The following is a 20,247-nucleotide window of genomic DNA, read 5'->3' as shown; positions in this document are numbered from 1 at the left end:
CGGCGGCCGACACCCGCGCCAACGAGGCGGCGGCGGCGCGCCTGGCCTCCGAACACGCCGCGGCCCAGGCCGCGCAGGCGCGCGCGGCGGCCGAGGAAGAGCAGGCGCGCCTGGCGCGCGAGCGCGAGCTGGCCGAGCAGGCGGCCGTGCAGGCGGCAATCGAGAAGCGCGAAGCCCAGCGCGCCCTGCTGGAACACGCCCAGGCCCACGCCGAGATGCAGCGCAAGGCGGCCCAGGCGACCCGGCAGATGGCGGACGCGCGCAAGCATTTGCTGAATCTGGAAAGCCGGCACCAGGAAGAACAGGCGGCCGAGCTGGCCGCGACCCAGCGCACCATCGGCGAGCACAAGCAGGAGGCAAGCTACCGCTCGGTGTCGGCCGACCTGACGCGCGAGGTGCTGGGCAGGCTGAAGCAGCCGTCGGCGGGCTCGTCGGCGGCGGAAGCGGCGACGCGGCTGGCGGAGGCGATTCTGCAGCAGCGCAGCAGGGATGATCGCTAGGCCAGGGCGCTAGCGGAAAGACCGTCGAGCGCGTCGCTCAGCCCTTAGCTTCAAGACCGTCATTCCAGCGCAGGCCGGAATTCAGGTTTGCCAGCGTCTTGGCTGCGTTTGGAGTAAATGGTGGGCGTACGACTTGGATTCCGACCTGCGCCGGAATGACGTGTCATCGTCGCCGGCCGATATGAGGCGGTCGGTCGCTTCGGTATTTACATCCCCGCCGGCGCATCGCTCGGCGCCACCGGATTCACCGGCCCCGTCGCCACCTTCTCCACGTAATACTCGGTCTCGCCAAAGCAGCTGGTCGGTACGCCCTTGTGCTGCTCGTAGCTGATCTGCACCCGCTGTCCCATGCTCGACTGCAGCTGCTTGACCAGGCTCTCGTCGCGCACCGTAAAGGCGAAGCGCTCCGGAATCGCGCCCGGCATGCTCGACAGCAGGATCTCGCCTTCCCAGGTCTTGCACAGCCAGCCCTTCTTGGAGAATTTCTGCAGGTAGCCCGCCCGTTCTCCCTCGGAATACGACCAGCTCAGGGTGAACCAGGTATACAGCGCGAACAGCACCAGCACGGTGGCGATGGCGGACAGCAGGAGGGCAAGGGCGCGCTTGGGCATGGTCGTGGGCATTGAGAATCGAACGTTGTCAGGATGGCAGCGCCATTCTGCCACGGCTGGGCCGCCAAGCCAAATCGGCTATGTATCAGCCGATGTACTGGCTTATGTATCGGCAAGTTCGGGATGCTTGTGTTCCTTGGCTTCCATGCGCCGCCGGTAGCGCACCGAGGACCAGACCGATACCAGGATGAAGGCCAGCCCCGACAAGCCCGTGAACCACTCGGGAATGTGGTAGTGGACGCTGGCGAACATGATCAGCGCCAGGATGCCGATCGCGTAGTGCGCGCCGTGTTCCAGGAACACGAATTCCTGCAGGGTTCCCTTATACACGAGGAAGACCGTCATCGAACGCACGAACATGGCGCCGATCGCCAGGCCCAGCATAATGATGACCACGTCGTTGGTGATGGCGAAGGCGCCGATCACGCCGTCGAAGCTGAACGAGGCGTCCAGCACTTCCAGGTAGAGGAAGCCGCCGATGCTGCCCTGCGAGATCATGGCGCCCACCGTCGGGTCTTCCTCCTCTTTCTCGAGCAGGCCGCTGAGCCACTGGACGCCGATGTAGATCAGGACCCCGACCACGCCCGCGATCAGGACCGGCAGCTTGCGCGGGGGCGGCATCAGGCTCATGGCGAAGAACACCCCCAGCAGGGTAATCATGACCGCCAGCCCCTCGGTGCCGTATTTACCCACCTTTTCCTCGATCCAGCCGAGCCAGTGCAGCTCCTTTTCCTCGTCGAACAGGAAGTTCAGGAAAACCAGGGCCAGGAAGGCGCCGCCGAAGGCAGCCACCTCGGCGTGCCGCTCGGTCAGGTGGCGCGAATACTCGAGCGGGGTGTTGATCGCCATGTGCCAGACGTCCACCAGCCCGAGGCCGGTGGCGACCGCCACGATCACCAGGGGGAAGAGCAGGCGCATGCCGAACACGGCCACCAGGATGCCCACGGTCAGGAACAGCTTGCGCCAGAACTCGTTCCAATGGCGCAGGACGGAGGCGTTGACCACCGCGTTGTCGAAAGAAAGCGACACTTCCAGCACACCCAGCACCGCGGTGATCCACAAGGCCTGGAACATCCCCGCCACCCCCTTGTGCTCGTAGCCCCACCAGCCCGCCAGGGCCATCAGGACCACGGTAACCGCGATGGACAACCGGAAATGCCGCATACCGCCCCCTTGCTTGTCTTGGTCGAGTGGAGGAATATTACCGCTCTGGACACAGCGGGGGCGCATCGGAAGGTCCCCGGAGAGGCATGCTTCTGAGATAATTCCGCCCGGCATTCTTCTAATTAGGCGCTTTATGGAATTTATCTACCTCGTAACCCCGGTCCTGACCTGGATGATGGTCGGCCCGATCAAGTTTCTCATCACCAGCGTGCGCCAGCGCCGCTGGGCTTTCAACCTGGTCGGCAATGGGGGCTTTCCAAGCAACCACAGTGCCGTCGTGACCAGCATGGCCACCCTGATCGCCCTGCGCGAGGGGATGGGCCATCCTGCGTTCGGGGTCGCCGTGACCCTGGCCTTCATCGTGATGATCGATGCGAACAGCCTGCGCCAGCACGTCGGGCGCCATGCGGTCACCCTGAACCGCCTGCATGACGGCAAGGAAGACTACGTGATCCTGCGCGAGCGCATGGGCCATACCCTGGTCGAGATCGCCGGCGGCATCGTCACCGGCATCGGCATGGGTTTCCTGATCAATACGGTCCTGGGTGGACCGGCCGCCGCGGCCTTCTAAGGCGCCGGCGGGAGGAGACAGGGGCGGGGAAGGTGGCCGGCGGACGTCCGCCCGTCCGCGATCCGTCCAAAAATGGGGACGTTTCATCCGGGCTGGAATGCAGCTCATCGCCAAAAAACGCATTTCATCCCACGAATTCCGCAAGTCGCAGGTTCGTCTATTGAGTTCGGGCGGCCCCTACTGAATACTGCGCACTGGCCGTATCTATTCGTATTTTTAAAAAAACAAGCTTACCGAGTCCATTTCCGGAGAACACCAACATGCTGCGCAAACCACTACTCGTTCTAGCCATCGCCTCGGCCCTCGTCGCCTGCGGCAAGGAACCCGCCAAGGGCCCCGGCGCCCAGGCGAAGGACAACAAGCCCACGCAGCTGACCGTGGCCCCGGAAGACGTGCTGACCGTGCAGAGCGATTCGATCTCCTCGGGGCCGGTCGTCACCGGCTCGATCCAGCCGGAGCGCCGCGCCGACCTGCGCGCCGAAGTCTCGGCCATCGTACTGCAGGTCCTGAAGGAGAACGGCGAGCCGGTCAAGCGCGGCGACGTGCTGGTGCGCCTGGACGAGACCTCGATCCGCGACACGATGCTGTCGGCCGAGGAAGCCCAGCGCGCCGCCAACCTGTCGCTGGAGCAGGCCAATCGCCAGCTCGAGCGCCTGAAGACCCTGCGCGCCTCGGGCATGACTTCGGTGAAGGCCCTGGACGACGCCGAAATGGCGCGCAACAACGCCCTGAGCGAGCTGTCCGCCGCCAAGAGCCGCGTCGCCACCGCGCGCCAGCAGCTGGGCCGCACCGTGGTGCGCGCCCCGTTCGACGGCATCGTCTCGGACCGCAAGGTCTCGGCCGGCGATACCGCCACGATCGGCAAGGAACTGGTCAAGGTCATCGACCCGAACAGCATGCGCTTCGAAGGCCGCGTCTCGGCCGACTCGATCGCCACCGTCAAGGTCGGCCAGAAGGTCAACTTCCGCGTCAACGGGTATGGCGACCAGCAGTTCGCCGGCATCGTCAAGCGCATCGATCCGGCCGCCAACGCCGTGACCCGCCAGGTCGAGGTACTGGTCGAGTTCGCCGACAAGGCCCAGCCGAAGGTGGCCGGCCTGTACGCCGAAGGCCGCGTCGACGCGGTCTCGACCAACGCCCTGATGCTGCCGGAAGCCGCCGTCGTCAAGGCCGGCGACAAGGCCTACACCTGGCGCGTCAAGGACAAGACCCTGGCCAAGGTCGACCTGGTGCTGGGCGCGCGCGACCAGCGCAGCGGCAACGTCGAAGTCAAGCAGGGCCTCGCTGCCGGCGACGTCGTGCTGCGCGCCCCGACCTCGAACCTGAAGGCCGGCCAGAAGGTCGACATGCCAGCCGCGCGCGTCGCCAGCGCTGCACCGGTACAAGGAAAATAACAACATGTTCCTCTCTAATTTCAGTGTCAAGAATCCCGTTGCCACGGTCGTCATGATCGTGGCGATGATGGCTTTCGGCCTGCTTGCCATGTCGAAGCTCAAGGTCAACCAGAACCCGGACGTCGAAGTGCCGGTGATCGTGGTCGACATCCCCTACCCGGGCGCGTCCCCGGAAACCGCCGAGCGTGAAATCACCAACCGCCTGGAAAAGCAGATGCTGGCGATCCAGGGCGTGACCGAGGTCAATTCCAATTCCTACGAAGGCGGCGCCTCGATCTGGATGGAGTTCGACTTCGACCGCAACATCATCGAAGCCTCGGACGATGTGCGCAACGCCATCGCGGCGGTGCGCTACAAGCTGCCGGTCGAGATGCGCGAGCCGGTCCTGCGCCGCATCGATCCGGCGTCCGAGCCGGTGATGTCGCTGGCCCTGTCCTCGAGCACTCAGAGCCACGCCGAGATTTCGCGCTATGCCGAAGACATCCTGGCCGACAAGTTCCGCGCCATCGACGGCGTCTCGACCGTCAACGTGAACGGCGCCCTGCGCCGCGAACTGTCGGTCCTGCTGCGCGCCGAGAAGCTGCGTGAATTCAACGTCTCGGTCTCGGACGTCACCAACGCCCTGCGCACCCAGAACACCAATGCGCCGGTGGGCAAGCTGCGTAGCGAGCTAGACGAGAAGGGCATCCGCCTGGTCGGCCGCATCGAGCGTCCGGAAGACTTCTCGCAAGTCGTGGTCAAGCGCAACGGCGACCAGATCGTGCGCCTGAACCAGGTGGCCGAGATCCGCGACGGCTACGCCGACGTCAACAGCCTGTCCATGCGTAGCGGCAAGCCGAACGTCGGCCTGCAGGTCTCGCGTTCGCGTGACGCCTCGACCGTGTCGCTGGCCAAGAAGGTGCACGAAGTCGTCAAGGAAGCCAACAAGGAACTGCCGGAAGGCACCAAGGTCGAAGTCGTGCGCGACGGCGGCGACGACGCCCAGAGCAGCCTGAACAACGTGATCGAAGCCCTGGTGCTGGGCGCGGTCCTGACCATTTTCGTCGTCTACGCCTTCCTGAATTCCTGGCGCTCGACCCTGATCACCGCGCTGTCGCTGCCGACCTCGGTGCTGGCCGCCTTCATCGCCGTGTGGCTGTGCGGTTTCACCCTGAACTTCATGACCCTGCTGGGCCTGTCGCTGGCGATCGGCGTGCTGATCGACGATGCGATCGTGGTGCGTGAAAACATCGTGCGCCACATGGAAATGGGCTCCGACCGCCGCACCGCTGCCCTCGAAGGCACTTCCGAGATCGGCATGGCCGTGGCCGCCACGACCTTCTCGATCATGGCCGTGTTCATCCCGGTCGCCTTCATGCCCGGCATCTCGGGCGAATGGTTCGCGCCTTTCGCGCTGACCGTGACCTGCTCGGTGATCGTGTCGCTGTTCATCTCCTTCACCCTGGACCCGATGCTGTCGGCCTACTGGGGCGACCCGGTCGGCCACCACGCCGCGCCCAAGAAGGGCATCGGCAAGGTGCTGGACCGCTTCAACCACTGGTTCGACCACCAGGCCGACCGCTACGGCAACGTGATCGCCTGGGCGCTGCACCACCGCAAGTGGATGGCCGCCATCGCCGTCGCCAGCTTCGTCGGCGCGATCGCCCTGCACGCTTCCTTCGGCGGATCGAGCTTCCTGCCGAAGTCGGACCACGGCACCATCATGGTCGAGATCCGCACGCCGGCCTCGTCGAGCGTGGAATACTCGCGCCGCAAGGTGGAAGCGGCGGCCGAGCTGGCCCGTTCGATTCCTGAAACCAAGGACACCAACAGCAACGTCAACCTGAACGGCGGCCGCATCTACGTCGACATCGGCAAGCGCAGCACCCGCAAGCGCGGCGCCGCCGAGATCGCCGCCGACCTGCGCCAGAAGGTCAGCCGCCTGGTGGGCGCCGAGTATGTCGTGATCGACGACCTGAACGGCGGCGGCAAGCCGGTCCAGATCGAGTTCACCGGCCCGGATTCGCGCAAGCTGATGGAACTGACCAATACCTACATGGACCGCCTGCGCGCCGAAGTGCCGGGCGCGGTCGACGTCACCCTGTCGGAACAGGATCCGAAGAACGAGCTGCAGATCGTGCTCGACCGCGGCCTGGCCAATGCGATGGGCATCTCGATCAACGACGCCGCCCAGTCGCTGCGCGTGGCCTTTGCCGGCATCGAGGTCGGCGACTGGGTCGACCCGAGCAGCGAGACCCGCGACGTGGCCGTGCGCCTGCATCCGGACGACCGTGTCAACACCGAGAACATCGAGCGCCTGCCGATCGCCGTCAACGGCACCGGCATGATGGTCCCGCTCGAGCAGATCGCCACCATCACCATGGGCAAGGGCCCGTCGGGTATCCGCCACAAGAACGGCGAGCGCATGATCACCGTGTCCGCCAATGCCCAGGGCCGTTCGCCGGGCGAGGTGACCTCGGACGCCATGAAACTGGCCAAGAGCTTCGACTTCCCGCCGGGCTACGGCCTGTCGCTGGGCGGCGCCGGCGAAGACCAGCAGGAAGTGTTCACCGAGATGGGCATCGCCCTGATTTCGGGCATCGGCCTGATGTACCTGATCCTGGTGATGCAGTTCGGTTCCTTCACCGCACCGATGGGCGTGATGCTGTCGCTGCCGCTGTCGCTGATCGGCGTGGTGCTGGCGCTGCTGCTGACCAAGAACACCCTCAACCTGATGAGCCTGATCGGCGTCATCATGCTGATGGGCCTGGTCGCCAAGAACGCGATCCTGCTGCTGGACGCCGCCCGTGCGCTGGAGAGGGAAGGCATGGACCGCGAAGACGCGCTGATGGCGGCAGGCCGCAAGCGTCTGCGTCCGATCCTGATGACCACCTTCGCGCTGATCGCCGGCATGCTGCCGGTGGCGCTGGCCCTCGGCGACGCCGGCCAGTTCTACCAGCCGCTGGCCATCGCGATCATCGGCGGCACCATCACGTCGACCTTCCTGACCTTGCTGGTCGTGCCGACCTTCTACGACAGCATCGAGATCGCCCGCGACCGCATGGTGGCCAAGTTCGGCCGCCGCGCCGAGAAGATGAACCCGGCGCTGGCCTTCCTGATGACCTTTGTCGAGGCGATCCTGGCGCTGACCATGGTGCGTTTCGTGTTCCGCCTGATCATGCGCGGCATCGGCCTGGTGACGGGCCGCGGCCGCGGCACGCCGCAGCCGGCGTAAGAAGAGGGCGGGCGCCGCGTGCGCCCGCCGCCTGGAAGCACGATGGCCGGCGATTTCGCCGGCCGTTTTTTTTATTCCGCACAGCGCCTGCCATGCAGCGCTGTGCATCGTCACATCCATGAAAGGAACGTATGCTCGAACTACGTCCCAACTGCGAACACTGCAATATCGCCCTGCCGCCCGATGCGGCGAACGCGCGTATCTGCTCCTTCGAATGCACCTTCTGCGCCGCCTGCGCCGAGGGCTTGCTGCAGGACGTGTGCCCGAACTGCGGCGGCGGTTTCGTTCCGCGTCCAGTGCGCCCCCGCCGCGACTGGAAGAACGGGAACTACCTCGGCAAGCATCCAGCCCGGACCGAGCCGAAGCTGCGCCCGGTCGACTTGGCGGCGCATGCCGCGCTGGTCCAGGCGGTCAGCGGCATTCCGCCCCAGGAGCGCTGATCCTGGTCGGCGAGCCCGGTGTGACAGGGCGGCTGGGCGACGGACGGGAATGCGCGCGGATGCGCGGGTAGCTGGCGACGGCTAAGCTGCCGAGACGGAAATTTCAAGACGGAAGTCGGCAGGACCGGAGATGGCCAGACTGGAATCCGGGAAGTCGGCAGGACGGGAGGCTGGAAAGACCACAATCCGGATGCGGCACAAAAAGGGGGGCGCTGGCCGGGGGCAACAAAGCGCGGCCGAATGCGAGCACGGAAGACCGCGCAAGACGCCTCAAAGCTAGCCCGTCGGGCTGGCGATCGCCCTCTCGCGAGGGGTTGCCGAGGCACAGCTGGACGCGACGCTGGACAGGGCCCGCGATTGCGGGCCCTGCTCGTTGCCGGCGTCCAGCGGCTTAGCCGCCGGTGGTCGGTGGCGGGGTGGTACCGGTGCCGGTGGTGCCGGTAGTACCCGAGGTGCCCGAGGTACCGGTGCCGGTGGCCGGTGGCGTCGTCATGTCGGCCGGCGGATTGGTGGTGGTGCCGGTGGCCGGATCGGTCGTGGTCGGCGGCGTGGTGGTGGTGCCGGTGCCCATGTCGCCGGTGGTGCCGGTGGTGCCGGTGCCGGTTGCGCCCGTGCCGGTGTCACCCGTGGTGCCGGTAGCGCCCGAGGTGGAGCTCGGAGCGGTGGCCGAGGTGTCGCCAGTGGTGGTGGCCGGTTCGTTCTTCTTGCAAGCGCCCAGCATGGTTGCCAGGATGGCCGCAGTCAGAAGGATTTTTGGTGCCTTGGTCATTGCTTTCATTGTTTATACTCCTCGTTCACGTCTATCGTGTGCCGAAGCCTCCAGGTGAGGCGCTGGAGGGTCAACGGCGCCAGTTCAGTTCCTCCATGGGTCCAGGACCCCGTGGAACCATCAGGGAACCGACGCAATACGCGGCCCCGACAAGTGCCCGAATCCGACAGTGAGAATTAGACTGGCAGCCTGGCCGCCAGTTCGTCGGATCGCGCACCTGTGTTCTTTCCGCGGTGAGGCATGCGGAAATCCTGTCAAGCCGGCGCCTGGGCGCCCAGCTGTTCCAACAAGCCGGGAATTTCTTGAGAAATTTCCCGTGCCAGATATCCCAAAGTACCCAGCCGCTCGGCCAGGCGGTCGCCGGCGCGGGCATGCAGCGCCACGCCCCAGCAGGTGGCCTGGGCCAGCGGCGCGCCGCGCGCGGCCAGGCCCGCAACGATACCGGCCAGTACGTCACCCGAACCCGAGATGGCCAGGCCGATGTTGCCGGCGCCCTCGTGCCGCCACAGCACGCCGTCCGGCGCGGCGATCACGGTACGCGCGCCCTTGAGCGCCACCACGGCGTTCCATGCGCGCGCGCAGGCGAGCGCCAGCGGATCGGGACTGGCCACGATGTCGGCCTTGTCGACGCCGGTCAGGTGCGCCATCTCGCCCGCGTGCGGGGTCAGCGCCACCGGACGCTCGAAGCGGAAGGGCATGCCGGCCGGCCAGCCGCGCGGCGGATGGCGCAGCGCGCCCATTGCGCAGGCGTCGAGCACCACGCTGGTCTGGGTAGCGTCCAGGCGCGGCAGCAGCGCATGCACCAGGGCGGCCGTGGCCGCTTCGTCGCGCATGCCGGGACCGATCAGGACGGCGTCGACGCGATCGGCCAGCGGATCGAGGCTGTCCAGGGCGTCCAGGCTGAAGCCGTCGCTCGCGTGCTCGAGCAGGCCGATCACGCGCGCCTCGGGCATGGCCAGCGCCACCAGCTGGGCCACGCTGGCGCCGGTGGCGACGGTCAGCTTGCCGGCGCCGGCGCGCAGGGCGGCGGTGGCCGCGAGGATAATGGCGCCCGGCATTTCGCTGGAGCCGCCGACAATCAGCACATGCCCGCGCAATTCCTTGTCGCCGTCGGCCGACGGCCAGGGCAGGGGCCAGCCCGCCAGCAAGGCAGCGTCGACGTCGTGCACGGCAGTGGCGCGGATGCTCGGTTCCATGGAGGTGGCCTTATGCCTTCGGTGCGGCCGGCAGGTCCTTGCCCGCGGTGACCGGCGTCCCGGTGGCTTCCAGCGGGGCGACGAAGTTGAGCAGGTTGAGCGCGAGGTCGCCGCGCTTGCCCAGCGAAGGATCGAAGCGGTAGGAAGTGACCGAGCAGTTCGGCACGTCGCCGGCACGGTCGAATTCCAGGATGGTGGCTTCGTCGAGGTGTTCGAACAGGTAACGGAAGCAATTGACCGTGACCTGGTGCGCGACGATCAGCACGCGCTCGCGGCAGAACTCGCGCTCGAGCGTGTCCATCACGCTGCGCAGCCGCAGGATGACGTCGCACCAGCTCTCGCCGCCCGGCGGGCGGAAGTAGAACTTGCCGACGTGGCGGCGCTGTTCGTAGAGCTCGGGATGGTGGTGGGCGATGCCGTGCGTGGTCAGGCGGTCGAGGATGCCGAATTCCTTCTCGCGCAAGCGCTCGTCGGCCTGCACCGCCAGCAGTTCGCTGCGGTCGAGGCGCTGCATGAGGATGTCGGCGGTTTCGCGTGCGCGCCGGTAAGGCGAATGCAGCACCGCATTGGGCCGCTGGCCTTCGGGCAGCGCGGCGAACCACGAGGCCAGCGCTTCGGACTGGCGCATGCCGAGTTCGGACAGGGGCACGTCGACGTCGCGGTCGGCGATGTCGATATGGTGGCCGGCAGCCGCTTCCGCGATGTCACGCGCGACGTTGCCGGCGCTCTGCCCATGCCTGACAAGCCAGATTTCCTGCGGCCACTTCTGCTCCATCACCCGCCCGTCGTTGATATTGACATGGCGTCATCATAGACGGATTCTGCGGCGGTTTAGCGCACGATTGCGGCCTTTCCGGACTGGCTCTCCGCTCTGTCGGCAGGCTCTTACAAGGCCTTTCCACAGGGCTTCAGACCGCTTGTTCTTCGCTGTCCAGATTGATTTCCGCGTCGCTATGAAACACCCGCATGTCGGTCTCGCCGAGCACGCGGCTGGTGACCGTGCCGGCCGCGATCGAGCCGCTCACGTTGAGCGCGGTGCGGCCCATGTCGATCAGCGGTTCGACCGAGATCAAGAGGCCCGCCAGGGCCACCGGCAGGTCCATCGCCGACAACACGATCAGGGCCGCGAAGGTGGCGCCGCCGCCCACGCCTGCCACGCCGATCGAGCCGAAGGCGACGATGGCCAGCAGCGGCAGCAGGAAGCTCGCGCTCATCGGGTCGATGCCGACCGTGGGCGCGATCATCACCGCCAGCATGGCCGGGTAGATGCCGGCGCAGCCGTTCTGGCCGATGGTGGCGCCGAAGGAGGCCGCGAAGTTGGCGATGCCTTCCGGCGTGCCCAGGCGCGCGGTCTGGGTCGCCACGCTCATCGGGATCGAGCCGGCGCTGGTGCGCGAGGTGAAGGCGAAGGCCAGCACCGGGAAGATCTTGCCGACATAGCGCAGCGGATTCAGCCCGGCCGCCCCCACCATCAGCAGGTGCACGCAGAACATCAATGCCAGTGCGCAATAGGAAGCGGCGACGAAGCCCAGCAGGTTGAGGATGTCCTGCAGGCTGGAGCCGGCCACCACCTTGGCCATCAGGGCGAACACGCCGAACGGGGTCAGGCGCAGCACCAGGGTCACCATGCGCATCACGATCACATGGGCCACGTGCACGAAGTGGCTGAAGGATTCGAACACCTCCGGCTTCTTGCCGGCGATGCCGGTGGCCGAGATGCCGATGAAGATCGAGAACACGACCACGGCGATGGTCGAGGTCTTGCGCGCGCCGGTCATGTCGAGGAAGGGATTGGCCGGGATGAAGGACAGGATCATGCTGGGCAGCGAAATGTCCTTGGCGGCCGCCAGGTTGCCCTGCAGGTATTCGCCGCGCGCCACTTCGGCCGCGGAGGCGGTCAGGCCGACGGCGCTCAGGCCGAACAGCTTGGCCATCAGGATGCCGATCGCGGCCGCGATCACGGTGGTCGCCAGCAGGATGCCGATGGTGAGCGTGCTGATGCTGCCGAGCGAGGCCGTGGTGCGCAGTTTCATGATGGCCTGCACGATCGAGACCATGATCAGCGGGATCACGATCATTTGCAGCAGCTTGACGTAGCCGCTGCCCAGCACGTCCAGCCAGGCATTGGTGGCCGCCACCTCGGGGGAGCCCGCCCCATACACGGCCTGCAGGCCCGCGCCCAGTACCACGCCCATGCCGAGACCCGCCAGCACCCGCTTGGTAAAGGACACGTGGCCACTCTGCATGCGCCACAGCAGGACGCAGACGGCGAGGGCGATGGCCAGGTTCAGGATCAGCGTAAGGTTCATGGGGCCTCAGGAAAAAGTTACTGCATTGCTACAAATCGATCGCAGCATTCTATAGACAAACTGGCATCGACGCTCTCCCCGCGGAGATATTTGCACCGTCCTGGTGCGCGACTACTTGAAGCCTCAAGCCTGTGTTGCAGTGCGGCGACGGCGGAGCTGGTATATCGCAAAGGATGTGGCCAAGCAGAGCAAACATGTCCAGTTGTTTCTATAATTCAAGGAGTATTTCTCCGAAAACGCCCAAGATACCCAAGCGCTCCCATGTTCAAACACTTCAGCATCAAGTCGCGCCTCATCTTCGTCATCGCCTTCCTGGCCGTGGAACTCATTGCCGGCGCCGTCATCGGCCTGGTCAACCTCGGTGTCGCGAATGCCGAACTCAAGCAAATGTACGACCAGCGCCTGCTCGCGCTCGGCCGGGTCGGCCAGGTCGTGCAGCTGGTCACGACGAACCAGCTCAATGTCGCCAAGGCGATCAGCATCGAGGACGCCGCCGTGCGCGCCGCGCTGATGACCGAGGTCGATACCAACGCGGCCCAGATCACCAGGCTGTGGGACGAGTACAAGGGCAGCGACCTGGGCGAACAGGAACGCGCCCTGGCCGAGGCCTTCGCCGAGGCGCGCAAGTCCTTCCTGGCGCAAGGACTGCGTCCGGCCCAGGCCGCGATCCGCGGCGGCGACAATGCCCAGGCCGTGCAGCTGCTGAACGGCCCGATGCTGGCGCTGTTCAAGCCGATGCAGGACCAGGGTTTCAAGCTGATCGGCATGATGCAGGCCGAGGCCAAGGCCGACTACGACCGCTCGCAGTCGACCTTCGAACTGGTGCGCCTGGTCTGCCTGGCGGGCCTGCTGTTCGGCCTGGCAATGGCCGCGGTGGTCGGCTGGATGCTGGTGCGCGCCATCGTGCGTCCGCTGGAAAAGGCGGTGGCCATCGCCGGCGCCGTGGCGGCAGGCGACCTGACCCAGCACATCGAAGCCGACTCGCAGGACGAGACCGGCCGCCTGCTGCAGGCGCTCAAGGAGATGAACGACTCGCTGGTCCAGATCGTCAGCCGGGTACGCAAGGGCACCGATACCATCGCCACCGCATCGGGCGAGATTGCCTCCGGCAACCTCGACCTGTCGGCGCGCACCGAGCAGCAGGCCGGTTCGCTGGAAGAAACCGCGTCCTCGATGGAAGAGCTGACCTCGACCGTCAAGCAGAACGCCGACAATGCGCGCCAGGCCAACGCCCTGGCCGCCTCGGCCTCGGAAGTGGCGGGCAAGGGCGGCGCGGTGGTCGAGCAGGTGGTGCAGACCATGGGCGCGATCAACGCCTCGGCGACCCGCATCGTCGACATCATCGGCGTCATCGACGGCATCGCCTTCCAGACCAACATCCTGGCGCTCAACGCGGCGGTGGAAGCGGCGCGCGCCGGCGAGCAGGGCCGCGGCTTCGCGGTGGTGGCGGGCGAAGTACGCAGCCTGGCCCAGCGCAGCGCGGCGGCGGCCAAGGAAATCAAGGCCCTGATCGACGACTCGGTCGAGAAGGTGCACCACGGCTCCGAACTGGTCGACCAGGCCGGCGCGACGATGGCGGACATCGTGCAGAGCGTCAGCCGCGTGACCGACATCATGGCCGAGATCACGGCCGCCAGCCAGGAACAGACCGCCGGCATCGAGCAGATCAACAGCGCGGTCACCCAGATGGACCAGGTGACGCAGCAGAACGCGGCGCTGGTCGAGCAGGCCACCGCGGCCGCCCAGTCGCTGCAGGAAGAAGCGTCGGTGCTGGCGCAGACCGTGGGTGCCTTCAAGCTGAACGGTTCGGCAACGCCGGCGACGCTGGCGAGCCCGGTGCGCAGCGCGGTGGCGCTGCCGGCTGCGCGTGCGGCCAAGGTGCCGGCGGCGCCGGCGCGTCCGAAGCCCGGCAAGCAGGCGGACCGGCAGCCGGCCACGCAGGCGGCGCGTCCGGCACGGAAGGCCGAGGCGGCCCAGGCGGCGGACGGCTGGGAAGAGTTCTGAATCCAGGCGCCGCCAAGGCGCTATCCGTAATGAAAAAGCCAACCTGCACGGTTGGCTTTTTCATTGGCGCGCCCGGTTCCATCAGCGGCGCGGGCCAGGGGGCCGGCCGCGGGGATCAGGCGCGTGTGCCCGCAGCTTATTCGAACACGATCACCAGCGCCAGCAGGCCGATGCACAGGCCCACGCTGACGGCGACCCGCTGGCGCAGGCGGCGGCTGCTCGAGACGATGTCCTTGGCGATGTTGCGGCGCGGTGCGCGCGGGTCGGTGTTGTCGACAGTGGCGGTATGGATGGCGCGGTGTGCGCGTTCGGTGTGTTCGGTTTCCATGATGTCTCCATGCGCCGTCTCCACGGGAAACGGCAGGTTAGGCCTCCGAGGGCCAGGTATTCGGTCAGTACGTCGTGCGGACGCGTCGGTCTGGTGCGGCCCGGCGAAGCGATTTCGCCGGGCTCAGGCAAGCCGGGCAGCGGCCTGGCAGCCCTGGCGGGCGCGCGGCGCGAGGAAGCGGTGTCGTTGGCGGCCATGCCGCGCGGCCGCGGCGCAGCGGGTGCGCGGGCCAGGGTGGTGCAGGTAGGTGCGTGACATGCAGTGCCAGTACGTTGCTTCTTGTTCGACAATCCGTGAGCGCAGCGGTTCCATACGCAGAAGGCTTGCGCGCGCGTCCCGGGACGTTATCCATTTTACATCTCGCTATCCTAAAGGCAAGAGGCGCACGATAGCGGCGCCAACATTCGCTTACCTTCAAAAGAACGAAGTTCATCCTATCATGGTTGACCATTTGTGAAAGCCTCCAGCAGCAGAGGCCGGTATTTTGTCGCCTTTTTACCAAGTTTTTCTGGGAAACTTGGTTACAAGAAGCTGCCTTACGGTTTTTCCGTATGGAAACAGCAATACTGGCTCGACGCCGGCGCGAGACCGAGCGCGTCTTGCGAGCAGCAAGTGCGGTTTTGGAGGAGCAGGGAGGCTGGAAACAAAAACGCCAGCCCGAAGGCTGGCGTTTTCGCTGATTCTGGTAGGCCGTGCTGGGCTCGAACCAGCGACCAACGGATTAAAAGTCCGCTGCTCTACCAACTGAGCTAACGACCCGAAAGAAGCAAGATTATAGGTCGAGCTAACGAAGCTGTCAAATACCCATCACGCTTGAGTGGATCACTTGAGCGCCGCCAGGCGGTCGCGCGCGGTCTGCGCGGCGCTCGACGACGGGTACTTCGAGACCAGCTGCTGCAGGGCCTTCTTGGCGTTCTTGTTGTCCTTCAGCAGGGCGTAGCTGCTGGCGATGTTCAGCATCGCGTCCGGCACTTTCGGCGAGCTGTTGTAGGTGCTGGTCACGACTTCCTGGGCCGCGATGGCCTTCTTGTAGTCGCCCAGGGCGTAGTAGGCGTTGCCCAGCCAGTACTGCGCGTTCGAGGCATAGGCCGATTCCGGGTAGCGCTTGACGAAGTCCTGCAGCGCGGTGGCGGCGGCCTTGTAGTCGCCCGACTGGAAGGTGGCGGTGGCGGCGTCGTAGGCGGTTTTTTCGGCCGGCAGTACTTCGGCGGTCTGGCCGTCGATGGTTTCCTGGCGCGGCTCGAGCTTCTTGATGCGCGCGTCGAGGTCGGCGTACAGCTGCTTCTGGCCGTTCTGGGCCTTGGCGATCTCGTTGGCGAGCACCTCGACCTGGCCGCGCAGGCGCGCCAGTTCCTGCATCGTCTGCTCGTGCTGGTTCAGCATCTCGATGGTCGAGCTCTTGTCCGCCTTGTTGTCGACACGGGCGTTCAGCTCGCGCGCGATGTTGTCGACCTTGGCACGCAGGTCGAGGATGGCTTTGCGCGCTTCGTCGTCGTCGAGCAGGCCGGCGGACGCCTGCAGCGGCATCCAGGCCGCCAGGAACAGGCAGGCGAGACGGGACGGGGTCAGTTTCATCATGGCGTTGCTCTTTCTACTAAACCAGTTACAGAGATAAAAACGGGGCGGCTAGCAGTCTGCACTGCCCGCCGCCCCGCTGTCAATCGACCGTGCTAAACGGCAATCGATTACTGGTAAACGATGTCGGCGCGACGGTTCTCAGCCCAGGCGGCTTCGTTGCTGCCGGTTGCCTTCGGCTTTTCTTCGCCCAGCGACACGGCTTCCATCTGGCCTTCGGCCACGCCCAGCGAGGCCATGGCGCGACGGACGGCTTCGGCACGCTTCTGGCCCAGGGCCAGGTTGTACTCGGTGCCGCCGCGTTCGTCGGTGTTGCCCTGGATCAGGACCTTGCGCTCCTTGTTCTTGTTCAGGTAGCCCGAGTGGTTTTCCACGACCGGACGGCCATCGTCACGCACCACGAAGCTGTCGTAGTCGAAGTAGACGCTGCGGTTGGCCAGCACGCCCTTCGGGTCGTTCAGCGGGTCCACGGTGCCGGTTTCGACCGGTTTGATGTCACGGGTGTCGGCTTGTGCCGGCGCCGGTTCCGGCGACTTCTCGACGACCGGGGTTTCGTTCAGCTTGGTAGGCGACGAGCAAGCGGCGAGCAGGGCTGCTGCCGAGACGATGAAGGCGACGCTCTTGAGGTTGCGCATGTTTTTCTCCTGTTCTGGTAAAGGTTTTACTTCTTACTGCGTGGGAAACTCGACAAACCTACTGCGCGTCGCCCTGTCGTCCTGCGATGCTCACCGTACCTGAGTACGGCTGCGCTTCTCGGACAACATGGCTTCCGCTCGCTACGGTTTGTCGAGCTTCCCTTACTTCATGAAAGGACCCCAGCTGGGTTCCCGAATGTTTCCCGCTTGGGTGGTCAAGCGTTGCTTGACCCGTCCATCCACCGACACCACGGCCAGCGAGGTTCGCCCGCCGCCCTTGGTCGCATACATGATGTACTTGCCGTTAGGCGAAAAACTCGGTTCGGTGGCCCCATCGGCCAGGCGCAGTTCCTGGCCGCTGGCCAGGTCCATCGCATATAAGGAGAAACCGCCGTCGCGTTGGGAGATCCATGCCAGGGTCTTCCCATCAGGAGACACGCGCGGGCTGATGTTGTAGCTTCCGTTGAAGGTCACGCGGGTGGCGTTGCCGCCCGACGCGCTCATCTTGTAGACCTGCGGACCGCCGCTGCGGTCGCTGGTGAAATAAATGGACTGGCCGTCGGCCGAGAACTGCGGCTCGGTGTCGATGGCGTTGTTGGTGGTCAGGCGGCGCAGGGCGCTGCCGTCCGAGCGCACGGTATAGATCTCGGTATTGCCGTCCTTCGACAGGGCCACGGCGAGGGTGGAGCCGTCCGGCGACCACGACGGCGCCGAGTTGTTGCCCTTCTGGTTGGAGACCTTGCTGCGGCGGCCGGTCATCAGGTCCTGCAGGTAGACCACCGGCTTGCGGTCTTCCAGCGAGACATAGGCGACCTTGCTGCCGTCCGGCGACCAGGCCGGCGAGATGATCGGCTCGCGGCCATGCACGGCCACGATCTCGTTCTCGCCGTCGGCGTCGGCCACTGCCAGGCTGTAGTCGCGGCCGGCGCGGTTTTCCTTCACGTAGGCGATGCGGGTCGAGAAGATGCCCTTCACGCCGGTGAGCTTTTCGTAGACGTCGTCGGCGATGCGGTGCGCCTGCAGGCGGGTGTACTTGGGCTGGACTTCGCCGCCCATCTGCGAGATCTGGCCACCCTTGACGGTATCGAGCAGTTTATAGCGCACGGCCAGGCGGCCGTCCGGCTGGCGCGCCACGCTGCCGACCACCAGCGCGTCGGCGCCGCTGGCCTTGAAGGCGGCCAGGTCGACATTGGCGCTATCGCTGATCACTTGTCCGGCGTTGATCACCTTGAACACGCCCGAGCGCTCGAGGTCGGCACGGATCACGGCCGAGATCTGGGCCGGCGCCACGCCTTCGTCGGCGAAGGCGGCCACGGCGACCGGGATCTGGTTGCTGCCGACACCGGCGATCTCGACCTTCAGCTGGGCCTGGGTCGCAGTTCCCATCAGCATGGTCGCACTAAACAGCAGTAAATGAAGTTTTTTCATAGTCTAATCAGAGTGAGTCGGACCGGTCAGTCGAGGTCTTTCATAGAGAAATTGACTTCGAGGTTACGCTCTACCGTACCATCTTTCTTCTTGGGTAGTGGGGACGCTTTGCGGATGCCGTTTTCCACCGCGCGGTCGAATTCCGGCACGCCGCTGCTCTTGCTCAGGCGGACCGACATGATCTCGCCGGTCGGCAACTGGTCCACCTTGAACACGGCCTTCGGATTGCCCGGCACATCGGTGCCGCCTGCATAGGTCGTATTGCTCTTGATCTTGGCCGTGATCGCCGCGACGTAGCCGCTGTCGATCTTCGGCGCGGTCGATTTCTCGGCCGTGCCGCCGCTGCCCATCGCGCCGGCCATGCGCTTGAGGTCTTCCTGGCGGATCTTGTCCAGGCGCGCTTTCTCGGCGGCCGCTTTCTTCGCATCAGCCAGTTTCTTGGCGTCTTCTTTCTTTTTCTTCTCGTCGGCTTCCTTCTTGGCCAGCTCCTTGCGCTCGGCTTCTTCCTGTTTCTTCTTCTCGAGCTCGTCTTTCTTTTTCTGCTCGGCGATTTCCTTCTCGCGTTCGCGCTCGCGCTTCTCGGCCAGCTCCTTCTTCTTCAGCTCGTCGGCCTTGCGCTGCTTCTCGCGCTCGAGGGCGATGTCCGGCGGCGTCGGCGCGGGGCGCTCGACGGGCGGCGGCGGCTCGGCGCGCTGGACGGGCTGGGGTTCCGGCTTGGGCGGGGGGGGCGGCGGGTCGGCCGGCAGAGGCGGCGCGGCGGCGGTCTGGACCGACATGTCCCAGACTTCGGCCTCGACCGCGACCGGCTCGTTGCTCTGCCAGCTGATGCCGAACCACAGGAAGGACAGCAGCACGGCGTGCACCACCAGCGCCAGCACGAAGGAGGGCAGGCGTTTCGGTTCGGGCGGCACGTAGTACGGGGTGCCGGCGCTGGCTGGCTTCATGGCTGACATGGTTGCGACATCACTTGGTAGCGAGTCCCACGCGGTCGATGCCCATCTTCTTGGCTTCGGAAATCAGCTGGATGACATCGTCGTACTTGCTGTCCTTGTCGCCCGCGATCATCACCGGATAGTCCGGATTGTCCTCGTGCAGGGCGCGCAGGCGCTGGAGCAGGGCGGAGCGGTCCGCCACGTCCTCGGCGGCGACCTTCTGCTTGCCGTTCACGCCGATCGACAGCTTGCCTTCCGGGTGCACCTGGATCTGGATATAGGTATCCGGCGGCAGCGCCGATTTTTCCGCGCGCGGCAGGTTGACCACGCTCGGCGCCTCGTTGGCCGGCACCGCCATGAAGATGATGAGCAGCACCAGCATCACGTCGATGTAGGGCACGACGTTGATCTCGGACTTGAACTTGCGGCGGCGTCCGCCGCGCATGCTGCTGGAAAATGCCATACCGTCCCCCGTCTCAGCGCGCCTGGCGCTGCAGGATGTTCGAGAATTCCTCGACGAAGCTCTCGAAGCGGTTGGCCAGGCGGTCGATGTCGTGCGTGAAGCGGTTGTAGGCGACGACGGCCGGGATCGCGGCGAACAGGCCAATCGCGGTGGCGATCAGGGCTTCGGCGATGCCGGGCGCGACCACCGCCAGGGTGGCCTGCTGCACGTTGGCCAGGCCGCGGAACGCGTTCATGATGCCCCACACGGTACCCAGCAGGCCGATGTAGGGCGACACGGAGCCGACCGAGGCCAGGAAGTTCAGGTGGGTGTCCAGCATGTCGAGCTCGCGCTGGAAGGAGGCGCGCATGGCGCGGCGCGCGCCGTCGAGCACGGCGCCCATGTCGAGCGCGTCGCGCGAGGTCTGCTTGCCCTTGATGAATTCGCCCATGCCGGCCTCGAAGATGCGGGCCAGGGGGCCGCTCTGGTCGCGCTGGCTGCTGGCGCTCTGGTGCAGGGTGTGCAGGTTGCCGCCGGCCCAGAAGCTGCGCTCGAACTGCTCGGTCTGGCTACGGGCGGCGCGGATCGCGAACAGCTTGCGGAAAATATAGGTCCAGCTGATGATCGACAAGGCCAGCAGCAAGGCCATGATCAGCTGCACGAGCAGGTGGGCGTTGCTGATCAGGGCGATAAACGAAAGGTCTTGGGTCGCGGTCATCGGTAGCAATAGTTGTT

The 20,247-nt window shown here is 65.7% G+C and carries 19 protein-coding genes, 1 tRNA gene and 1 pseudogene; 7 read left to right on the top strand and 14 right to left on the bottom strand.

Features of this window, described 5'->3' with window-relative positions:
• A pseudogene (locus KBW98_RS14780) lies at nt 1-500 on the top strand (hypothetical protein); the annotation flags it as partial.
• A gap of 206 nt (nt 501-706) precedes the next feature.
• Here KBW98_RS14780 and KBW98_RS14775 read toward each other — a convergent pair.
• Both KBW98_RS14775 and KBW98_RS14770 read right to left on the bottom strand, forming a co-directional pair.
• Nucleotides 707-1,123, bottom strand: a complete 417-nt coding sequence (locus KBW98_RS14775) for a hypothetical protein (RefSeq protein ID WP_211520909.1) — start codon at nt 1,121-1,123, stop codon at nt 707-709.
• Nucleotides 1,124-1,213: 90 nt separating this feature from the next.
• Nucleotides 1,214-2,275 carry a DUF475 domain-containing protein gene (locus KBW98_RS14770; RefSeq protein ID WP_211520908.1) on the bottom strand — a complete coding sequence of 354 codons (1,062 nt, stop codon included), beginning with the start codon at nt 2,273-2,275 and terminating at the stop codon, nt 1,214-1,216.
• Nucleotides 2,276-2,408: 133 nt separating this feature from the next.
• On the opposite strand from KBW98_RS14770, the gene KBW98_RS14765 reads away from it, so the two are divergent.
• From KBW98_RS14765 to KBW98_RS14750, 4 genes are all read left to right on the top strand, one after another.
• Entirely contained in the window at nt 2,409-2,846 is a 438-nt protein-coding gene (locus KBW98_RS14765) for a divergent PAP2 family protein (protein WP_211520907.1), read from the top strand.
• A gap of 260 nt (nt 2,847-3,106) precedes the next feature.
• Complete coding sequence (locus KBW98_RS14760) at nt 3,107-4,240, top strand: efflux RND transporter periplasmic adaptor subunit (protein WP_211520906.1); 1,134 nt, start codon at nt 3,107-3,109, stop codon at nt 4,238-4,240.
• A gap of 4 nt (nt 4,241-4,244) precedes the next feature.
• Nucleotides 4,245-7,454 (top strand): efflux RND transporter permease subunit, encoded by a 3,210-nt coding sequence (locus tag KBW98_RS14755; protein WP_211520905.1) that lies wholly within the window; start codon nt 4,245-4,247, stop codon nt 7,452-7,454.
• A gap of 131 nt (nt 7,455-7,585) precedes the next feature.
• On the top strand, nt 7,586-7,894 hold the full coding sequence (locus KBW98_RS14750; RefSeq protein WP_211520904.1) for a DUF1272 domain-containing protein: 309 nt from the start codon (nt 7,586-7,588) through the stop codon (nt 7,892-7,894).
• Between the two features lie 391 nt (nt 7,895-8,285).
• Here the strand turns inward: KBW98_RS14750 and KBW98_RS14745 are convergent, their stop codons facing one another.
• The 4 genes from KBW98_RS14745 to KBW98_RS14730 form a co-directional block, all read right to left on the bottom strand.
• Nucleotides 8,286-8,672: a hypothetical protein gene (locus tag KBW98_RS14745; RefSeq protein ID WP_211520903.1), complete on the bottom strand. Its 387-nt coding sequence runs from the start codon at nt 8,670-8,672 to the stop codon at nt 8,286-8,288.
• Nucleotides 8,673-8,917: 245 nt separating this feature from the next.
• Nucleotides 8,918-9,859 carry an NAD(P)H-hydrate dehydratase gene (locus tag KBW98_RS14740; RefSeq protein WP_211520902.1) on the bottom strand — a complete coding sequence of 314 codons (942 nt, stop codon included), beginning with the start codon at nt 9,857-9,859 and terminating at the stop codon, nt 8,918-8,920.
• A gap of 10 nt (nt 9,860-9,869) precedes the next feature.
• Nucleotides 9,870-10,634, bottom strand: coding sequence for a histidine phosphatase family protein (locus tag KBW98_RS14735; protein WP_211520901.1), 765 nt, complete (start codon nt 10,632-10,634; stop codon nt 9,870-9,872).
• 133 nt (nt 10,635-10,767) lie between these two features.
• Nucleotides 10,768-12,168 carry an L-cystine transporter gene (locus KBW98_RS14730; RefSeq protein WP_211520900.1) on the bottom strand — a complete coding sequence of 467 codons (1,401 nt, stop codon included), beginning with the start codon at nt 12,166-12,168 and terminating at the stop codon, nt 10,768-10,770.
• Nucleotides 12,169-12,429: 261 nt separating this feature from the next.
• Here KBW98_RS14730 and KBW98_RS14725 point away from each other — a divergent pair, with 261 nt between their 5' ends.
• On the top strand, nt 12,430-14,172 hold the full coding sequence (locus KBW98_RS14725; RefSeq protein WP_211520899.1) for a methyl-accepting chemotaxis protein: 1,743 nt from the start codon (nt 12,430-12,432) through the stop codon (nt 14,170-14,172).
• 136 nt (nt 14,173-14,308) lie between these two features.
• Here KBW98_RS14725 and KBW98_RS14720 read toward each other — a convergent pair whose 3' ends face one another.
• Nucleotides 14,309-14,500: a hypothetical protein gene (locus KBW98_RS14720; RefSeq protein WP_211520898.1), complete on the bottom strand. Its 192-nt coding sequence runs from the start codon at nt 14,498-14,500 to the stop codon at nt 14,309-14,311.
• 93 nt (nt 14,501-14,593) lie between these two features.
• Between KBW98_RS14720 and KBW98_RS14715 the strand changes: the two genes are divergently transcribed.
• The gene (locus tag KBW98_RS14715) at nt 14,594-14,755 is read left to right on the top strand and encodes a hypothetical protein (RefSeq protein ID WP_211520897.1); all 162 of its coding nucleotides are present in this window, start codon (nt 14,594-14,596) and stop codon (nt 14,753-14,755) included.
• 428 nt (nt 14,756-15,183) lie between these two features.
• On the opposite strand, the gene KBW98_RS14710 is transcribed toward KBW98_RS14715, so the two are convergent.
• The 7 genes from KBW98_RS14710 to tolQ form a co-directional block, all read right to left on the bottom strand.
• Nucleotides 15,184-15,259: transfer RNA gene (locus KBW98_RS14710), tRNA-Lys, on the bottom strand.
• A gap of 63 nt (nt 15,260-15,322) precedes the next feature.
• On the bottom strand, nt 15,323-16,078 hold the full coding sequence (ybgF, locus tag KBW98_RS14705; protein ID WP_211520896.1) for a tol-pal system protein YbgF: 756 nt from the start codon (nt 16,076-16,078) through the stop codon (nt 15,323-15,325).
• A gap of 107 nt (nt 16,079-16,185) precedes the next feature.
• The gene (gene pal, locus KBW98_RS14700) at nt 16,186-16,710 is read right to left on the bottom strand and encodes a peptidoglycan-associated lipoprotein Pal (RefSeq protein WP_211520895.1); all 525 of its coding nucleotides are present in this window, start codon (nt 16,708-16,710) and stop codon (nt 16,186-16,188) included.
• Nucleotides 16,711-16,872: 162 nt separating this feature from the next.
• Nucleotides 16,873-18,096, bottom strand: a complete 1,224-nt coding sequence (tolB, locus tag KBW98_RS14695; RefSeq protein ID WP_229429210.1) for a Tol-Pal system beta propeller repeat protein TolB — start codon at nt 18,094-18,096, stop codon at nt 16,873-16,875.
• A 68-nt stretch (nt 18,097-18,164) separates the two neighbouring features.
• The gene (gene tolA / locus KBW98_RS14690) at nt 18,165-19,082 is read right to left on the bottom strand and encodes a cell envelope integrity protein TolA (RefSeq protein ID WP_211520893.1); all 918 of its coding nucleotides are present in this window, start codon (nt 19,080-19,082) and stop codon (nt 18,165-18,167) included.
• Between the two features lie 19 nt (nt 19,083-19,101).
• Complete coding sequence (locus KBW98_RS14685; RefSeq protein WP_211520892.1) at nt 19,102-19,533, bottom strand: biopolymer transporter ExbD; 432 nt, start codon at nt 19,531-19,533, stop codon at nt 19,102-19,104.
• Between the two features lie 13 nt (nt 19,534-19,546).
• Nucleotides 19,547-20,230: a protein TolQ gene (tolQ, locus tag KBW98_RS14680; RefSeq protein ID WP_211520891.1), complete on the bottom strand. Its 684-nt coding sequence runs from the start codon at nt 20,228-20,230 to the stop codon at nt 19,547-19,549.
• Between the last annotated feature and the right edge of the window lie 17 nt (nt 20,231-20,247).

It is taken from the genome of Massilia sp. ST3, assembly GCF_018119405.1.
GTDB lineage: Bacteria > Pseudomonadota > Gammaproteobacteria > Burkholderiales > Burkholderiaceae_D > Telluria.
Note: the sequence above shows the minus strand (reverse complement) of the source record. Positions and strands in the feature narration are given on the sequence as shown.

What these genes read in the sequence shown, in the direction of transcription:
- KBW98_RS14775 (WP_211520909.1), bottom strand. Translation starts at nt 1,123, where the DNA reads ATGCCCACGACCATGCCCAAGCGCGCCCTTGCCCTCCTGCTGTCCGCC.
- KBW98_RS14770 (WP_211520908.1), bottom strand. Translation starts at nt 2,275, where the DNA reads ATGCGGCATTTCCGGTTGTCCATCGCGGTTACCGTGGTCCTGATGGCC.
- KBW98_RS14765 (WP_211520907.1), top strand. Translation starts at nt 2,409, where the DNA reads ATGGAATTTATCTACCTCGTAACCCCGGTCCTGACCTGGATGATGGTC.
- KBW98_RS14760 (WP_211520906.1), top strand. Translation starts at nt 3,107, where the DNA reads ATGCTGCGCAAACCACTACTCGTTCTAGCCATCGCCTCGGCCCTCGTC.
- KBW98_RS14755 (WP_211520905.1), top strand. Translation starts at nt 4,245, where the DNA reads ATGTTCCTCTCTAATTTCAGTGTCAAGAATCCCGTTGCCACGGTCGTC.
- KBW98_RS14750 (WP_211520904.1), top strand. Translation starts at nt 7,586, where the DNA reads ATGCTCGAACTACGTCCCAACTGCGAACACTGCAATATCGCCCTGCCG.
- KBW98_RS14745 (WP_211520903.1), bottom strand. Translation starts at nt 8,672, where the DNA reads ATGAAAGCAATGACCAAGGCACCAAAAATCCTTCTGACTGCGGCCATC.
- KBW98_RS14740 (WP_211520902.1), bottom strand. Translation starts at nt 9,859, where the DNA reads ATGGAACCGAGCATCCGCGCCACTGCCGTGCACGACGTCGACGCTGCC.
- KBW98_RS14735 (WP_211520901.1), bottom strand. Translation starts at nt 10,634, where the DNA reads ATGGAGCAGAAGTGGCCGCAGGAAATCTGGCTTGTCAGGCATGGGCAG.
- KBW98_RS14730 (WP_211520900.1), bottom strand. Translation starts at nt 12,168, where the DNA reads ATGAACCTTACGCTGATCCTGAACCTGGCCATCGCCCTCGCCGTCTGC.
- KBW98_RS14725 (WP_211520899.1), top strand. Translation starts at nt 12,430, where the DNA reads ATGTTCAAACACTTCAGCATCAAGTCGCGCCTCATCTTCGTCATCGCC.
- KBW98_RS14720 (WP_211520898.1), bottom strand. Translation starts at nt 14,500, where the DNA reads ATGGAAACCGAACACACCGAACGCGCACACCGCGCCATCCATACCGCC.
- ybgF (WP_211520896.1), bottom strand. Translation starts at nt 16,078, where the DNA reads ATGATGAAACTGACCCCGTCCCGTCTCGCCTGCCTGTTCCTGGCGGCC.
- pal (WP_211520895.1), bottom strand. Translation starts at nt 16,710, where the DNA reads ATGCGCAACCTCAAGAGCGTCGCCTTCATCGTCTCGGCAGCAGCCCTG.
- tolB (WP_229429210.1), bottom strand. Translation starts at nt 18,096, where the DNA reads ATGGGAACTGCGACCCAGGCCCAGCTGAAGGTCGAGATCGCCGGTGTC.
- tolA (WP_211520893.1), bottom strand. Translation starts at nt 19,082, where the DNA reads ATGAAGCCAGCCAGCGCCGGCACCCCGTACTACGTGCCGCCCGAACCG.
- KBW98_RS14685 (WP_211520892.1), bottom strand. Translation starts at nt 19,533, where the DNA reads ATGGCATTTTCCAGCAGCATGCGCGGCGGACGCCGCCGCAAGTTCAAG.
- tolQ (WP_211520891.1), bottom strand. Translation starts at nt 20,230, where the DNA reads ATGACCGCGACCCAAGACCTTTCGTTTATCGCCCTGATCAGCAACGCC.